At 28.5% G+C, this 15,452-nt stretch carries 15 protein-coding genes and 1 pseudogene; 14 read left to right on the forward strand and 2 right to left on the reverse strand.

The window, feature by feature from the left end; genetic code table 11:
* The first annotated feature begins 78 nt into the window (after positions 1–78).
* The 3 genes from P4S50_RS05215 (at position 79) to P4S50_RS05225 (ending at position 2,396) form a co-directional block, all read left to right on the forward strand.
* The gene (locus P4S50_RS05215) at positions 79–543 is read left to right on the forward strand and encodes a VOC family protein (RefSeq protein ID WP_277733553.1); all 465 of its coding nucleotides are present in this window, start codon (positions 79–81) and stop codon (positions 541–543) included.
* 171 nt (positions 544–714) lie between these two features.
* Complete coding sequence (locus P4S50_RS05220) at positions 715–1,587, forward strand: methionyl aminopeptidase (protein ID WP_277733555.1); 873 nt, start codon at positions 715–717, stop codon at positions 1,585–1,587.
* A gap of 194 nt (positions 1,588–1,781) precedes the next feature.
* Positions 1,782–2,396, forward strand: coding sequence for a hypothetical protein (locus P4S50_RS05225; protein WP_277733556.1), 615 nt, complete (start codon positions 1,782–1,784; stop codon positions 2,394–2,396).
* Between the two features lie 81 nt (positions 2,397–2,477).
* Here the strand turns inward: P4S50_RS05225 and P4S50_RS05230 are convergent, their stop codons facing one another.
* Positions 2,478–3,890 (reverse strand): S-layer homology domain-containing protein, encoded by a 1,413-nt coding sequence (locus P4S50_RS05230; protein WP_277733557.1) that lies wholly within the window; start codon positions 3,888–3,890, stop codon positions 2,478–2,480.
* A 237-nt stretch (positions 3,891–4,127) separates the two neighbouring features.
* On the opposite strand from P4S50_RS05230, the gene P4S50_RS05235 reads away from it, so the two are divergent.
* The 8 genes and pseudogenes from P4S50_RS05235 (at position 4,128) to rbsB (ending at position 10,960) form a co-directional block, all read left to right on the forward strand.
* On the forward strand, positions 4,128–4,883 hold the full coding sequence (locus tag P4S50_RS05235; protein ID WP_277733558.1) for a YdcF family protein: 756 nt from the start codon (positions 4,128–4,130) through the stop codon (positions 4,881–4,883).
* 281 nt (positions 4,884–5,164) lie between these two features.
* A pseudogene (locus tag P4S50_RS05240) lies at positions 5,165–5,311 on the forward strand (LacI family DNA-binding transcriptional regulator); the annotation flags it as partial.
* A 51-nt stretch (positions 5,312–5,362) separates the two neighbouring features.
* A complete protein-coding gene (locus tag P4S50_RS05245) occupies positions 5,363–6,178 on the forward strand; it encodes a substrate-binding domain-containing protein (RefSeq protein ID WP_277734677.1) in 816 nt (271 codons plus the stop codon).
* Between the two features lie 5 nt (positions 6,179–6,183).
* The gene (rbsK, locus tag P4S50_RS05250; RefSeq protein WP_277733559.1) at positions 6,184–7,104 is read left to right on the forward strand and encodes a ribokinase; all 921 of its coding nucleotides are present in this window, start codon (positions 6,184–6,186) and stop codon (positions 7,102–7,104) included.
* Positions 7,104–7,499, forward strand: a complete 396-nt coding sequence (rbsD, locus tag P4S50_RS05255) for a D-ribose pyranase (protein WP_277733560.1) — start codon at positions 7,104–7,106, stop codon at positions 7,497–7,499. Before rbsK ends, rbsD begins: the two co-directional genes overlap by 1 nt.
* 12 nt (positions 7,500–7,511) lie before the next feature.
* A complete protein-coding gene (gene rbsA, locus P4S50_RS05260; protein ID WP_277733561.1) occupies positions 7,512–9,005 on the forward strand; it encodes a ribose ABC transporter ATP-binding protein RbsA in 1,494 nt (497 codons plus the stop codon).
* A gap of 2 nt (positions 9,006–9,007) precedes the next feature.
* Positions 9,008–9,940, forward strand: coding sequence for a ribose ABC transporter permease (gene rbsC / locus P4S50_RS05265; protein WP_277733562.1), 933 nt, complete (start codon positions 9,008–9,010; stop codon positions 9,938–9,940).
* Positions 9,941–10,054: 114 nt separating this feature from the next.
* Positions 10,055–10,960 (forward strand): ribose ABC transporter substrate-binding protein RbsB, encoded by a 906-nt coding sequence (gene rbsB, locus P4S50_RS05270; RefSeq protein WP_277733564.1) that lies wholly within the window; start codon positions 10,055–10,057, stop codon positions 10,958–10,960.
* 73 nt (positions 10,961–11,033) lie between these two features.
* Here the strand turns inward: rbsB and P4S50_RS05275 are convergent, their stop codons facing one another.
* Positions 11,034–11,909, reverse strand: coding sequence for a pentapeptide repeat-containing protein (locus P4S50_RS05275; RefSeq protein ID WP_277733565.1), 876 nt, complete (start codon positions 11,907–11,909; stop codon positions 11,034–11,036).
* 213 nt (positions 11,910–12,122) lie between these two features.
* Here P4S50_RS05275 and P4S50_RS05280 point away from each other — a divergent pair, with 213 nt between their 5' ends.
* From P4S50_RS05280 to P4S50_RS05290, 3 genes are read left to right on the forward strand one after another with little or no spacing between them, the layout of a single operon-like run.
* Complete coding sequence (locus P4S50_RS05280) at positions 12,123–12,530, forward strand: GntR family transcriptional regulator (RefSeq protein WP_277733566.1); 408 nt, start codon at positions 12,123–12,125, stop codon at positions 12,528–12,530.
* The gene (locus P4S50_RS05285) at positions 12,505–13,401 is read left to right on the forward strand and encodes an ABC transporter ATP-binding protein (RefSeq protein WP_277733567.1); all 897 of its coding nucleotides are present in this window, start codon (positions 12,505–12,507) and stop codon (positions 13,399–13,401) included. The genes P4S50_RS05280 and P4S50_RS05285 overlap by 26 nt, the downstream gene beginning before the upstream one ends.
* Positions 13,376–15,406 carry a DUF6449 domain-containing protein gene (locus P4S50_RS05290; protein ID WP_277733568.1) on the forward strand — a complete coding sequence of 677 codons (2,031 nt, stop codon included), beginning with the start codon at positions 13,376–13,378 and terminating at the stop codon, positions 15,404–15,406. Before P4S50_RS05285 ends, P4S50_RS05290 begins: the two co-directional genes overlap by 26 nt.
* Positions 15,407–15,452: the final 46 nt, after the last annotated feature.

Genomic DNA, 15,452 nt, shown 5'->3' on the forward strand with positions numbered 1-15,452 from the left:
TATTGTGTTAAAATATACCTAGTGAAGTGTTAGTTTTATTTAAAATAAAGATTAATTTAGACACAAGGAGGAGAATAAATGAAATTTAAGTGTCCCCTTATAGTTGTTGCTGATATTGATGTTGCTAGAAATTTTTATGAAAATGTGTTAAATCAGAAAGTAAAATATGACTTTGGAGAAAATATAATGTACGAAGGTGATTTTGCTATACAATTAAAATCGCATTTTGCAAATAGGATTACCATAAATGAAAGTGATATAAGTACTAAATCAAATAATTTTGAACTGTATTTTGAGGAAGAAAACATAGATGATTTCATAGAAAAATTAAAAAATATTAATCAGATACAGTATATTCATAGATTAATAGAACATTCATGGGGGCAAAGGGTTATTAGATTTTATGACCCTGATATGAATATTATAGAAGTTGGAGAAACTATGGAGAGTGTAGTAAAACGATTTTTAAATCAAGGACTATCTCCTGAAGAAACAGCGAAGCGTACTCAATATCCTATTGAGTTTGTTAAACAATGTTTGTAGAACAATATCCAAATGTGGAGAATAAATTAAAATGGGAGATTTGATGTATACTAAATAAATAATATAAATCTAATCGTATTGTTTATAGAGAATTTTAATGGTTTCATTGAGGGGATATTTAAGTAATATATTTAACATATAGTTAAATATATAAATAAGGAGAGAAGGAATATGAGTTTAAATAGAAATGATAAATGTTGGTGTGGTAGTGGACTAAAATATAAAAAGTGCCATGTGGATTTTGATGAGAAATTAAAAAAATTAAGACAGCAAGGATATAGAGTTCCAACAAAACATATAATTAAAAACAATGAACAAATTGAAGGTATAAGAGAAAGTGCTAAAATTAATAATGGTCTTTTAGATGAGATTAATAAGAAGATTAGAGCGGGAATGAGTACTGAGGAAATAAATACGATAGCGCATGAGTACACAGTATCTCGTGGAGGAACACCAGCAGATCTTAATTACAATGGTTTTCCAAAGAGTATTTGTACATCAGTTAACGATGAAGTGTGTCATGGCATACCTAGCAAACATACCATTCTTAAAGAAGGAGATATCATAAATGTTGATGCTACAACTATGCTTAATGGATACTATTCAGATGCATCAAGAATGTTTAAAATTGGCAAGGTGAGTGACGAAGCTAAAAAACTTGTTGATGTAACGAAAGAGTGTTTATACAAAGGAATAGATGAGATTAAACCGTGGGAAACTTGTTTAGGAGATATAGGTGCAGTTATTCAAGAACATGCAGAAAGTAATGGATACTCTGTAGTTAGAGAGTTTGGAGGACATGGAGTTGGAATTGCTATTCATGAAGAACCGTTTGTTTATCATTTTGGAAAAAGAGGAACGGGTATGCTTTTAGTACCAGGAATGGTATTTACTATTGAACCTATGATAAATGGTGGAAGTCATAAGATATTTGTAGATAAAAAGAATGGATGGACTGCACTTACAGCTGATGGAGCACTTTCAGCACAATGGGAGCATACACTTCTTGTAACTGAAGATGGAGTAGAGATAATATCCAAATAGAACATTAATTTATTAGAGTTTTAATTAAAGGCTTTGATGCTATGCATTAAAGCCTTTTTATATATAGCAAAACTACATGTAAAAAATAGGAAAAATAATATGTTTCATGTATAATATCAGTGTATGGGAGATGAAACTAAAATTTATAGTTATTAAATTAAGAAAGAAATATATTTGTAATAGGAGTGAATTTGATGGATAAAGAAAATATTTTTTTCTTTGTGATAAGTGTGTTATATATTTTATATTATGTATATAGTGCAGTAGTTCAATATAGAGAAAGAAATAAAGTTATTATAAAAGCAGAATATAATAAGTTTACTATTGTAAACATTGTGCTTTTAATTTTAGGATTTGGCTTTAGTACTTATGTTAATATGCATGGATATTGCAGTACTAAATCTTTTCGAGAGGAGCATTCAATTGGATTTTATGAAATAATTAATGATCAAAGAATGGAAAGCATAGTTAAAAAATCAGGTGAATATGATGATGTATTTGCAAAATATCGATTAATGCAAATAAGAATGGCTAGAGAATCGGTTTTAATATATTCCAGTCTTATATTATTTTGTTTAATTTTACTGAGTGTTGAAAGGGTGCGATTTGAGCAGGGTGGTATTAGAACATTAAGTAAATTAACACTTTGGGGAAAATATGAAAGTTATGAATGGGAGGAAAATGAAATAAAATTTTTACATAAAAAAGGAAGTAGAACTAATACTTATGAAATTAAAGATGATGAAAAGGATATTTTAGATAATTATTTGAAGAAAAATGTATATGTAACAGAAAATAAGGATATATAAAAAAGTGTGCATATACCTTTTTATGGAAAAATGCACACTTTATTTTATAGTACTTTATTGTGAAATAGTTCCTTATAAAGATTAGTCTTGAACTTCTATTTCTACAATAACATTATTTACTACTTTTATTTCAATCTCTGAACCTACTTTTAAATCTTTAAATTCTCCATCTTCTTCATCTTCAAACTCGATTTCAACATCTTCATCTACTTCAAAAGTTTCAGTAGTATTATCTATTTTAATACTAAGCTTGTTTATTTTTCCTTCAATCTTTTCTACTATTTTTCCTTCATATTCTTGCTCTATAGACTCAGCATTTATTTCAATGATTTTTCCATCTTTTAATTCTATTTCTACTTCCATTCCTTTTTGTAATTTCTCTAATTTTACATTTTCATCATCTAATTCTATATCTGCATCTTCGTCTATCTTAAAAGTTTTTTCAATATCATCTATTTTTATTTCTAGCTCATTTTCTTCTATGTCAACGCTTAAAATAGTACCTTTATATTCCTCTTCATCATAATAAGCATATACTTTAACTACTTTTTCATCTTCTACTATGATTTTAACATTCATTCCTACATATAAATCTTCAATATTTTCTTCTTTATTATCTATTTTTATAACTGTATTGTTTTCTATTTCAAATAATTTTTCTTTATTATCTACTTTGACAACAATTTCTTCATCTTCTAAGTCTAATTCAATTAGTTTTCCTTCAAAGATATCTTTGTTTTCTACTTCATCTTTATCATCATCTTCTTCAACTTCTTCATCGTTTAACTTTTCATCTAAGTTATCAACTAATTTAGCCATTTCTGCCCTTTTAACTGATTGATTTGGTCTAAATGTATTGTCTGGATATCCTGACATAATGTCTTTTTTATCTATTAAGTATATATATCCAACATTTCCTATTTGAACAGCTGATGTATCTTTAAATCTAAGGTCTTCCTTCATATATTCCTGTGCTTCTTTTTCATATCCTAGAGCTCTTATAATATATTTTGCTACTTCTTGTCTTGTTGCAGGCGCAGTAAAATTATTTTGCCATATATCAACTTCATCAATTAAACCTTTATCAAGAGCTACTTCTATGTATCCTTTGCCCCAATCTTGTAATTTTTTTTCTAGTTTATCCTTTTTTTTGCCTTTTTTTATTAAATCAAGACATTCATCAGCTTCATCATCCCATCCCATTGTACGAATAATCATTGCTAATGACTCTATTTTAGTAACATTTTTAGAAGGTGCAAACTCATTGTCGCTCATTCCTTTTATTATACCTTTTAGATACATTCTTTCTATAGATTTTTCAGCCCACTTGTATTCATCTATATCTCTAAATCTTTTGGCTATTCCTGGAGGTAAGCCTCCTTTTTTTGCTAATCCAGGTGGAATAAACTTGTGCTTAGAATGAGCATAACTTGATGTTAAACTCATCGGAAGTATTAATGCTACTGCCAATATAAAACTAACTATTTTTTTCATAATATTGCCTCCCTTATTTATTAATCTATTACATATTACGGAACGTATATTTTTTTTAGGTACCTTTATTTAAGTGTTATTAATATTTGTAATTTATTTGAAATTAATTCCATGTTTTAGAGCTTAAGTATATAAAAGAATTTAATAGTATGATAAAATTTATCTGCAAGCTAAAAATTCTAGACCCCTATGTTATGAAGGGGGAAGATGATGTTAAAGTAGAAAGATGAGGGACCTATGAAAATTAAATTTATAAAATTAATAGTATTTATATTAACTGTATTATTAATTAGATTTGGATTTACATTTGGAATGTTATTTTTAACTGGATTTATTTTACTTATATTAGGTTTGATTTATATTCTTGAATTATCGAAACGATCAAATAATAAACGAGTTAATATTTTGAAAAATATTTATATTATAGGATTTATTTGCTTTTTTATATCCTTTATAACAATAGAAACATTAGCATTTATTAATATGAATGATGAGATTATAGATAAAAAAATAGATTATGTTGTTGTTCTGGGATCAGGACTAAGAGGTGATAAAGTTTCACCTATACTTGCAAATAGGTTGGATAAAGCATATGACTACATAAAAAAATATAATGAAACTGATGTTATAGTGTCTGGTGGACAAGGTAAGGATGAATTGATTTCAGAGGCACGGGCAATGAAGAACTATCTTATTCAAAAAGGAGTAGGATCTAACAAAATTATATTAGAGGATAAATCAACTTCTACTATAGAGAATATAAAATATACAAAAGATATATTAAAAGAAAAAAAAGAATTACATAAGACTATTTTATTAGTAACAAGTGATTACCATATATTTAGATCAAAAATGATAGCTAATGGATTTGGAATAGATAATATAGGTATATCTAGTAAAAGTTCAACTTTTTTAAGAGTTAATTATATGTTTAGAGAGTATTTTACTATTATTAAGGATTTTATATATTTAAAGTTTTATAAAATAAATTAGAACTCAATTAAGTTTTAGAAATTAAGGAGTATGATTCAAATAAATATTTTTGATTATATATTTTAGGTAAAATATACGTAGATACAGATACTATTAAAGAATAGTAGAAGGAAGGCTTTTAGCCTTCTTTTTTTTATACAATATTAAGTACTCGTTAAAAATTATGCCATGTATATTATTAGAATTGTATGAAAACTATAAAAAAAGATATTGAAATATATTTTATGAGATGATATACTTAGGTAAACGTTTTAGTAAAACGATTACCCAAGGAGTGGAGGCAAAATAGAATGGGTATTACAATAAAAGATATTGCAAAATTTGCAGGTGTATCTACAACAACAGTGTCAAAAATACTTAACAATAAAGATAAGGACATAAGTAATGCTACAAGAGAAAGAGTACTAAATTTAATTGAAGAACATAATTATAGACCTAATAAAATAGCTAAAAGTTTAGTTACTAAAAAAACAAATACAATAGGTCTTGTAATACCAGATATAAGAAACCCCTTTTTCCCTGAGCTTGCAAGAGGAGCTGAAGATAAGGCTAATGAAAAAGGATATAATATAATATTTTGTAATACAGATGATGATCCAGATAAAGAAGAAAAATATATCAATATGTTAGTTGAAAAAATGGTAGATGGAATAGTATTTACTGCAGCATCTGAGAGAGGAAAAGGTTTTGAAGGTAAGAAGAAGTTTTCTGTTCCTATAGTGCTAGTAGATAGAGATGTAAATATAGATGGCATAATAGGAAAGGTTACTGTAGATAACTTTATGGGAGGATATGAAGGAACTAAACATTTACTTCAATTAGGACATGAAAGAATATTATATTTATCAGGTCCATTAGAAAATAAAACGGCATCAGATAGATTAAAAGGATATAAGAAAGCTTTAGATGAATTTAATGTAGAATTCAAGGAAGAATATATAAAAGAAGGAAGCTATAAAAGTGAATGGGGATATAAAGTAATAAAGGATATAGGAAGCAAACTCAAATATACTAGTGTATTTTGTGGAAATGACTTGATTGCAATAGGATCAATTAAAGCTTTAAAAGAAATGAAATTAGATGTTCCAAATGATATAAGTGTAGTAGGATTTGATGATATATATATGTCAAGTCTCATTGATCCAGAACTTACTACAATTAGACAACCTAATTATGAAATGGGATACAAAGCTATTGAGATACTCATAAATGCAATTGAAAATAAAGAAAAAACTATAAAACACATAGATTTGGCTACACAGATTGTAGTTAGAAAATCTACTTCAAAGAGGTGAAAAATATGAAAAAAATTACTGTAGTAGGAAGTTTAAATATGGATTTAGTAGTTAACGTTGAAAAAATGCCAAAGGTTGGACAAACAGTAATTGGATCAAATTTTAAAGAAGTTCCAGGAGGAAAAGGAGCAAATCAAGCTGTTGCTATGGCAAGACTAAATGGACAAGTAAATATGATTGGAAAAGTAGGACAAGATGGATTTGGAAAAGAATTATTAAATTCTCTTAAAAAAGATAAAGTAAATACAGAGTATGTAAAGACAGAAAAAAATATAGCATCAGGTGTTGCACTTATTACAGTTAATGAAGATGCAGATAACAGCATAGTAGTTGCTCCAGGTGCGAACTATGAATTAAGAAAAGATGATATAGATGATTGTATGGATGCAATAAAAGAATCAGATATAGTGGTAGCACAACTTGAAGTTCCAATAGATACGGTAAGATATACACTTGAAAAATCAAAAGAATTAAATAAATATACAATATTAAATCCAGCTCCAGCAGTTAAATTAGGAGATGAAATAATAAAAAATGTAGATCTACTAACTCCAAATGAAACAGAACTTGAAATATTAAGTGGAGTTGAAATAAAAAAAGATGAAGATATATTAAATGCAGCAAAGACACTGATGAATAAAGGTGTTAAAGAACTTATAGTTACTTTGGGATCAAAAGGATGTTTATATATAAATAAAGATATGCACAAAATGTATAAATCATACAAAGTAAATGCAGTAGATACAACAGCAGCAGGAGATAGTTTCACAGGAGCAGTAGCAGTTTCTTTGGCAAATGATGAAAATATAGATAAAGCTATAGACTTTGCATCAAAAGTTGGAGCTCTTAGTGTAACAAAAGAAGGAGCGCAAAGTTCACTACCATATTTAGAAGATGTTATGAAATTCGAAGGAGGGAATGCTTAATGAAAAAAGGAAAGCTTATTAACAGCGAAATATCCTATGTTATATCTAAAATGGGGCATACAGATATGTTAACTATTTGTGACAGTGGTCTTCCAATTCCTCAAAATACTAAAAGGATAGATTTAGCTTTGAAAAAAGGAATTCCTTCATTCTTAGATACATTAGATACAGTGTTAGAGGAATTACAAGTTGAAGAAATTATTATAGCTTCTCAAATGGAAGAGGTAAGTCCTGAGTTGTATGAAGAAATGTTGAAGAGATTTAACGATATAAAAATAGTAAAAGTAGAACATGAAGAATTTAAAAATATAACAAAAGATTCTATGGCTGTAGTTAGAACAGGAGAGTTTACACCATATGCTAATGTGATATTAAAATCTGGAGTAGTCTTTTAAGAGGTGAAGAATATGAAAAAACCAATTTTAGAGATGAGAGGTATAACTAAAGAGTTCCCAGGAGTAAAAGCTTTAGATGGAGTAAATTTAAAGTTATATACTGGAGAAGTAATGGCACTGCTTGGAGAAAATGGAGCAGGTAAATCAACACTAATGAAAATATTAAGTGGTGTTTATAAGAAAAATGATGGAGAAATGTATTATGAAGGGCAGAAAGTAGAAATTAGAGGGCCTAAAGATGCACAAGAAAAAGGAATAGCTATAATACATCAAGAGCTTAATTTAATTCCAGAGTTAACTATAGGAGAAAATATATTTTTAGGAAGAGAACCTCTAAATTCGTTTGGAAAAATAGATTGGTCAAAGCTTTATAAAGATGCTGAAGTGTTTTTAAAGAAGTTAAGAGTAAATAAAAGTCCTAAAGAATTGTTGGGAAACCTTAGTTTAGGACAACAACAAATGGTTGAAATAGCAAAAGCTCTTTCTTTAAATGCAAAGATAATAATAATGGATGAGCCTACAGATGCTTTAACAGACAAGGAAACAGTAAGTTTATTTAAAGTTATAAATGAACTTAAGAATGAAGATAAGGCAATCGTTTACATTTCTCACAGATTAAAGGAAATATTTGAAATATGTGATGACATCACGGTTTTAAGAGATGGAAAGTATATAGGTGAGGAAAAGGTTTCTAACCTAGATGAAGATAAAATTATCGAAATGATGGTAGGTAGAAAACTTACAGAACAGTTTCCAAAAGTAAATGCTTCAACTGGAGACACAGTATTAAAGGTTTGTAATCTGAGTAACAAATACGTAAAAGATATAAATTTTGAAGTTAAAAAAGGAGAAATAGTTGGGATTTCAGGACTTATGGGAGCTGGAAGAACGGAACTTGCTAAAACTTTATATGGAGCTATAGGTAAAGATGCAGGTGAGGTTTTTATAAATGGTAAAAAGGTGAACATAAACTCTCCAAAAGAAGGATTAAAAGAAGGAATAGCTTATGTATGTGAGGATAGAAAGTCAGAAGGATTAATATTAGGACTTTCTGTAAAGGAAAACATGACTATATCATCTTTAGACAAGATTTCTACTGTATTAAAGATAGATAAAACTAAAGAAGATACTAATGTACAAGATTATATAAATAAAATATCTATAAAAACTCCAAGCATCAATCAGATAATTAAAAATCTAAGTGGGGGAAATCAGCAAAAAGTAGCTATTGCAAAAGCTATTATGACACAACCAGAAGTTTTAATACTAGATGAACCAACTAGAGGAGTAGATGTAGGAGCCAAAAAGGAAATTTATGATCTTATAAATATATTAAAAAAGCAAGGAAAAGCTATTATAATGATATCTTCAGAAATGCCTGAGATTCTAGGAATGAGTGATAGAATACTGGTACTTCATGAGGGTAAAATAACAGGAGAATTCAATATGAACGAGGCAACTCAAGAAAAGATAATGAAGAGTGCAGTCGGAGTGAGGGAGGCTTAATAATGAATAAAGAAAAACTTATGAAATTTAAATCCATAATAGGACTTATATTATTTTCTATAATAGTTTCCTTTTTAAGTCCTAGATTTTTAACAGTACCTAATATGTTAAATGTATTTAAGCAAACATCTATAAATGCTGTTATTGCAGCTGGTATGACGTTTGTAATATTAACTGGAGGAATAGATCTTTCTGTAGGTTCTGTACTTGCATTTTCAGGAGCTATTTGTGCAAGTTTAATAGCGTCAGGTATGAATGTGTTCGTAGCTATTATAATAGCACTTGCAGTAGGTGGAGGAGTAGGAGCAGTAAGTGGATTGATTATAAGTAAAGGGAAAATTCAACCTTTTATTGCAACTCTTGCAATGATGACAATACTTAGAGGAGCCACTTTAGTTTTTACTGATGGAAGACCTATAGGATTAGGAAATAGCAAAGGTGCCATGGCATTTTCAAAGTTAGGAGCAGGTCAATTATTAGGAATACCAGTGCCTGTATATTTTATGATTTTAGTCTTTGCTATATGTTACTATATATTAACTCAAACAAGACTAGGAAGATATGTATATGCAGTAGGTGGAAATGAAGAAGCTTCAAGATTATCAGGACTAAATACTACTAAATTAAAGGTATGGGTTTATACAATAAGTGGAATACTAGCATCGTTATCAGGAATTATAGTTACTTCAAGACTTTTTTCTGCTCAGCCAAATGCAGGTTCAGGATATGAATTAGATGCTATTGCAGCTGTAGTTTTAGGAGGAACAAGTCTTGCAGGAGGACAAGGAAGTATACTTGGAACAGTTGTTGGTGCTTTGATTATAGGAATATTAAACAATTCACTTAATCTTCTTAACGTATCTTCTTACTATCAAATGATAGCAAAAGGTGCAGTAATATTGATTGCAGTACTGCTAGACAGAAAATCAAAATAGATATTATGGTGAACACCTTAATATAAAGTGAAACGTATTAAACTAATCCAGAAGGTTTAGAGATATTATCACTCTTAGCTTTCGGATAAAAAATCAAACAGGGAGGAAATATCTATGAAAAAAATATTTTCAATTTTACTTGTTGCTATTTTAACTTTAGGAATGCTTGCTGGATGTGGAAAACAACAAGACAATGCATCACAAGAAGGTGGAAAGAAAATAGGATTAGTATTATCAACTCTTAACAATCCGTTCTTTGTAACATTAAAAGACGGAGCTGAGGCTAAGGCAAAAGAATTAGGATATGAACTTGTTGTACTTGATTCTCAGAATGACCCTGCTAAAGAAATTGCAAACATGGAGGATTTAACTACAAGAGGAGTATCTTTAATAATGATAAATCCTGTTGACTCAGATGCAGTAGTGAATGCTGTTCAAACTGCAAACAATGCTAATATTCCAGTTATAACATTAGATAGAGCTGCTAATGGCGGAGATGTTGTAACACATATAGCTTCTGATAATATAGCTGGTGGAAAAATGGCAGGAGAATATATAGTAGAGCAATTAGGTGGAAAAGGTAAAATGGTTGAACTTGAAGGAATACCAGGAGCTTCTGCCACAAGAGATAGAGGACAAGGTTTTAATGATGCTATAAATAATAGTGATATAGAAGTAGTAGCAAAACAAGCTGCTGACTTTGATAGAACAAAAGGACTTTCAGTAATGGAAAATATGTTACAAGCTCAACCAGACATAAAGGCAGTATTTGCACATAATGATGAAATGGCTTTAGGAGCATTAAAAGCTATAGAAACAAGCAAAAAAGAAATTATGGTTGTAGGATTTGATGCAACAGACGACGCTGTAGCAGCAGTAAAAGAAGGAAAAATGGCTGCAACAGTTGCTCAACAACCAGATCAAATAGGTGCTTTAGGAGTTGAAAATGCAGATAAAGTAATAAAAGGTGAGAGTGTAGAAAAGTTCATACCTGTTGAGTTAAAATTAGTAACTGAATAATAATATTGAGAAGAAAAAACTTATGCATTAAATGATAAAATGCATAAGTTTTTCTTTTTTTTGTTTAAACTTTTTATAACGAATAGGAAATTATATTCGTTTTTGACCAATAGTGTGGGATAAGCAGTATTGTTGGTAGCTTTGTATTAGAATCACCCTTAGCTGTGTTAATCTGCGACTGGGTAAGAAAAATACTATTTGTAAGATTGGCTCCACTAAGATCGGCATCTCGTAAATCAGCTGCAATTAGATCAGCTCCACTCAGATCAACTCCTCTAAGATTTGCTGCAATAAGACATGCTCCTCTTAAATCTGCACCTCTAAGATCAACTTTTCTTAGGTCTGCACCAAAATAATCTAGTTTATGATAGCTACTATTTTTATTTTTTGAATGAGTTTTCTTTTTACTTTGAGCTTTAGTACGAACCAGCTCACTGGTGTTTTTAAGCAGCACATTTACCTTGCTTCTATGATTTTCTATATCCAGTGTTAATAGAGAATTAACATCAAGAAGGGTAAGTCCTTCAGTTTTGTCTAGCAATGAATTTATCTCATTCTTGATACTGTTATCTGTTTGAAGAATAAATGCTTCAGTAAGATACCACAGCATTTCATGAAGCTGCTTCATAATTAAGAATACCTCAAACATTTGTTTAGAAGATTCAGGAGATTGTCTCCAGTTATGTCCTCCATAAGTAACTTGAGCTACCTTTTGACCAGCACCAAGACAGTCATAAGCAGTACAACCTTTAAGTCCCTTATTTCTAAGATTTTTGTGAATAGAGCAGGTAAAGTCTGATTCTAAGTTTATGCAAGGCTTACCCGCGTCTTTATTCGCTGGAAAACCTTCCGAAGCTGAAAAGTACAATGCTACGCAACATAGACCGAAACATTGTTTGCAGTCAGCTTTTAATTCTGTATTACTCTTATCTTTATCCTTATATATCATATTCATTACCTCACATTAAAAAAATATAAATAAAATTTACCAATAAATTATATCATATACAGCGTGTGTTTCAACGAATACATTAGTCATTAATTAGCATGAAGCAAATTTGTATATTTACAAAATAAAAAGTGTAGTGTATAATCAAAACTGTACTACACATAATAATACAGATAACACATGTAATACAGATATAACGGAAGGAGGGTATACATGTTTGAATTAGATTTAAGAAGCAGATTACCTATATATGAACAATTAGTAGAGAGATTTAAGGAACTTATAATTAGTGAGGTTCTAAAAGTAGATGAAAAATTACCTTCAGTGCGTACACTTTCAAAACAACTTACAATTAATCCTAATACTATTCAAAAATCATATAGAGAGTTGGAAAGACAAGGATACATATATTCTATAAAAGGGAAAGGAAGTTTTGTAATGTCATCAGAAAAAATTACAAATTCTGAGAAATTAGCAAATATAAAAAAGGAATTAGCTAAAAATTTATCTGAAGCGATTTATTTAGGAATGGATAAAGTTGAAATTATAGATATGGTTTCAGAGACTGAGCGATTGGTTAAAGGGGGAGAAGGAAATGATTGTAGCAAAGAATGTAAGTAAGTCTTTTGAAGGTTTTAAAGCTTTGAAAGATGTCAGTTTGAATGTAGAAAAGGGCTCGGTATACGGGTTAGTAGGTTCAAATGGAGCAGGAAAAACTACACTTTTAAAACTTTTATCAGGTATTTACAAACAAGATAATGGAGAAATATACATAAATGATAGTGAAGTATATGAAAACATAGATATCAAATCAGATATAATATTTATGCCCGACACTCTTTATTTCTTTGCTCAATATACAATAAAAGAAATGGCTAAATTCTATAAAAGAATTTATAAAAATTGGAATGAAGAGAGATTTAAAAAACTAGAAGAAGTTTTTAATATTAAAACTAACAAAAGAATTAGTAGTTTATCTAAAGGTATGCAAAGACAAGTAGCATTCTGGTTGAGTTTATCTACTATGCCAAAAATTATGATTCTAGATGAACCAGTTGACGGATTAGACCCTGTTATGAGAAAAAAAGTAAAAAATTTAATTATTCAAGATGTAGCAGAAAGAGAAATGACAGTATTTATTTCATCTCATAACTTAAGAGAACTTGAAGATATATGTGATCATATAGCAATACTTCACAAAGGAAACATGATAATTCAAAAAGATCTAGATGATTTAAAGTCAGATGTTCATAAAATACAAGTTGCTTTTGATGAAATTCCACAAGATATTTTAGACAATACAGATGTTCTTTATAAGGAAGAAAGAGGAAGTGTTGCTTTATTAATTGTTAGAGGTAAAAAAGAAACTATAATATCTAATTTTGAAAAATATGAACCAAAAATTTTAGATGTTTTACCATTAACATTAGAAGAAATATTTATTTATGAAATGGGGGGTATAGGGTATGAAATCGAAAATATCATTGTTTAATAAAGGAGTTATATTAAATGATTTAAAAAGATTTTCTTGGATAGGAGTAGTTTACTTATTAGGATTATTACTTACTATACCTATGAGAATGATGATGGTAAATAGTGAAGTTGAAAATTATGGGCATTATGGTGCTAATCCAATAAAAAGAATATTTGATTTTGAAATTGGAGAGACAATGATTCTAATGGGGGTTATACCTGTTATATTAGCTATTTTATTATTTAGATATATGCATGTGAAAAAATCAACAGATATGATACATTCTCTTCCTATAAAAAGAGGAAATTTATATAATAATCATATATTTGTAGGTACAGTACTTTTAATACTACCAGTAATTGTAACTACAATTGCTTGTATTATATTAAATTCTACATCAAATTATAATGACTATTATAAAGAGGTTTTATATACAATAGATATACTTAGATGGGGTGGAATAACTATAATTTTAAGTATATTAATTTTTATGTTTACAGTTCTTGTAGGAATGATTACAGGAATATCAGCTGTTCAAGGTGTATTGAGTTACATATTTTTATTCTTACCTGTAGGGTTAACTGGTTTGGTAGTTTATAATATGGCAATATATATATATGGATTTAGTGCAGAATCTTATTTAATTGATGATTTATTTAAACTATCTCCATTAACGATAGCACCTTGTGTACCAAATAAAGATCTTATGAGTTTTAAAGCAATAATAATATATATAATAATTTGTATTATTTTATATATTATATCTAGAGTTCTGTATAATAAAAGAAATCTTGAAGCAGCATCTCAATCTATTGCTTTTAAAAGTTTTAAACCTATATTTAAATATGGAGTAACATTTTGTAGTATGTTGCTAGGTGGATTCTACTTTCAAGCATCAGGAGAGAGTCTTCATTGGGTATTATTTGGATACTTTATTATGTCTTTAATTGGATATTTTATTGCAGAGATTATTATAAAAAAATCTTTAAGAGTATTTAAAAATGTAAAAGGATATCTTATATATGTTGCAGTAATAATAATACTTTTATTAGGAATGAAGTTTGATATTATTGGATATGAAAAATATGTTCCACAATTAGAAAAAGTAGAAACTATATACTTTGATAGAGGTTTTTATAGATTAACACAAGATGAAGAAAACAGATTTTATAATGATGAAGATAATTGTAAAAACATTCAACAGCTGCATAAGGAGATTATAAATAATAAAGAGAAAAATTTAAAAAGTAAAAATTCAAATGAATCTATTTCTATTGCATATAAATTAAAAAATGGAAAAGAAATAAGAAGAAGATATTTTGTCCAAAAAGAAGATTATATTAAATATTTAAAACCTATTTATGAATCTAAAGAATATAAAGAAATGCACAATAGAATTTTTGATGTTAATGATTCGGATATTGAAAAGATAACAATTAGACCTGTGGAAAATAGTAATAAAGTAACTTATATAACTGATAAAGAAGAAATTAGAGAATGTCTAGAAATTTTAAAAGATGAAATAAATAATCAAAAATATGAAGACATGATAGATAAAAAAGCAGCGTGGGCAGATATAGATATTTCATTAGTAGAAAATAAAAAAGATGATAATGAAGATGGTATAGAAGATAAGTATGACAATAATATAAATCTGAGATGGGATAAATCTTTTGTTAAATTTGAAAAATGGTTAGAAGAAAAAGATTATATAAAAAATTCAAGAATAACTTCAGAGGAAGTGGCTTATGCGACTGTTGAAAAAAACGAAAATCCAGATGATATACATATAGATCAGTATGGTAGATATATAAATCAGAATGAAAAAAAGGTAAAAAGATTAGATATATTAGATAAAGATAAAATAGAAGTGTGCTTAAGAAACTATGAAAATGATTACTATAGATCAAATTCAAACGCAAAGTATATTATAGGGTTTTATTCAGAGGATAAAAATAATATAGTTTATGGAAGTTTCGAGGAAGAAAGTGCTCCTGATTTTATTAAAGACTTTTTTAAGTAAAAAATATGCATTATGTTGTGCTTATATCCTCAATAGAATTTTTAAA

It is taken from the genome of Tepidibacter hydrothermalis, assembly GCF_029542625.1.
Classification (GTDB): domain Bacteria; phylum Bacillota; class Clostridia; order Peptostreptococcales; family Peptostreptococcaceae; genus Tepidibacter_A; species Tepidibacter_A hydrothermalis.

Coding starts and splice junctions, on each gene's coding strand:
- P4S50_RS05215 (WP_277733553.1), top strand. CDS start 79: ATGAAATTTAAGTGTCCCCTTATAGTTGTTGCTGATATTGATGTTGCT.
- P4S50_RS05220 (WP_277733555.1), top strand. CDS start 715: ATGAGTTTAAATAGAAATGATAAATGTTGGTGTGGTAGTGGACTAAAA.
- P4S50_RS05225 (WP_277733556.1), top strand. CDS start 1,782: ATGGATAAAGAAAATATTTTTTTCTTTGTGATAAGTGTGTTATATATT.
- P4S50_RS05230 (WP_277733557.1), bottom strand. CDS start 3,890: ATGAAAAAAATAGTTAGTTTTATATTGGCAGTAGCATTAATACTTCCG.
- P4S50_RS05235 (WP_277733558.1), top strand. CDS start 4,128: ATGAAAATTAAATTTATAAAATTAATAGTATTTATATTAACTGTATTA.
- rbsK (WP_277733559.1), top strand. CDS start 6,184: ATGAAAAAAATTACTGTAGTAGGAAGTTTAAATATGGATTTAGTAGTT.
- rbsD (WP_277733560.1), top strand. CDS start 7,104: ATGAAAAAAGGAAAGCTTATTAACAGCGAAATATCCTATGTTATATCT.
- rbsA (WP_277733561.1), top strand. CDS start 7,512: ATGAAAAAACCAATTTTAGAGATGAGAGGTATAACTAAAGAGTTCCCA.
- rbsC (WP_277733562.1), top strand. CDS start 9,008: ATGAATAAAGAAAAACTTATGAAATTTAAATCCATAATAGGACTTATA.
- rbsB (WP_277733564.1), top strand. CDS start 10,055: ATGAAAAAAATATTTTCAATTTTACTTGTTGCTATTTTAACTTTAGGA.
- P4S50_RS05275 (WP_277733565.1), bottom strand. CDS start 11,909: ATGATATATAAGGATAAAGATAAGAGTAATACAGAATTAAAAGCTGAC.
- P4S50_RS05280 (WP_277733566.1), top strand. CDS start 12,123: ATGTTTGAATTAGATTTAAGAAGCAGATTACCTATATATGAACAATTA.
- P4S50_RS05285 (WP_277733567.1), top strand. CDS start 12,505: ATGATTGTAGCAAAGAATGTAAGTAAGTCTTTTGAAGGTTTTAAAGCT.
- P4S50_RS05290 (WP_277733568.1), top strand. CDS start 13,376: ATGAAATCGAAAATATCATTGTTTAATAAAGGAGTTATATTAAATGAT.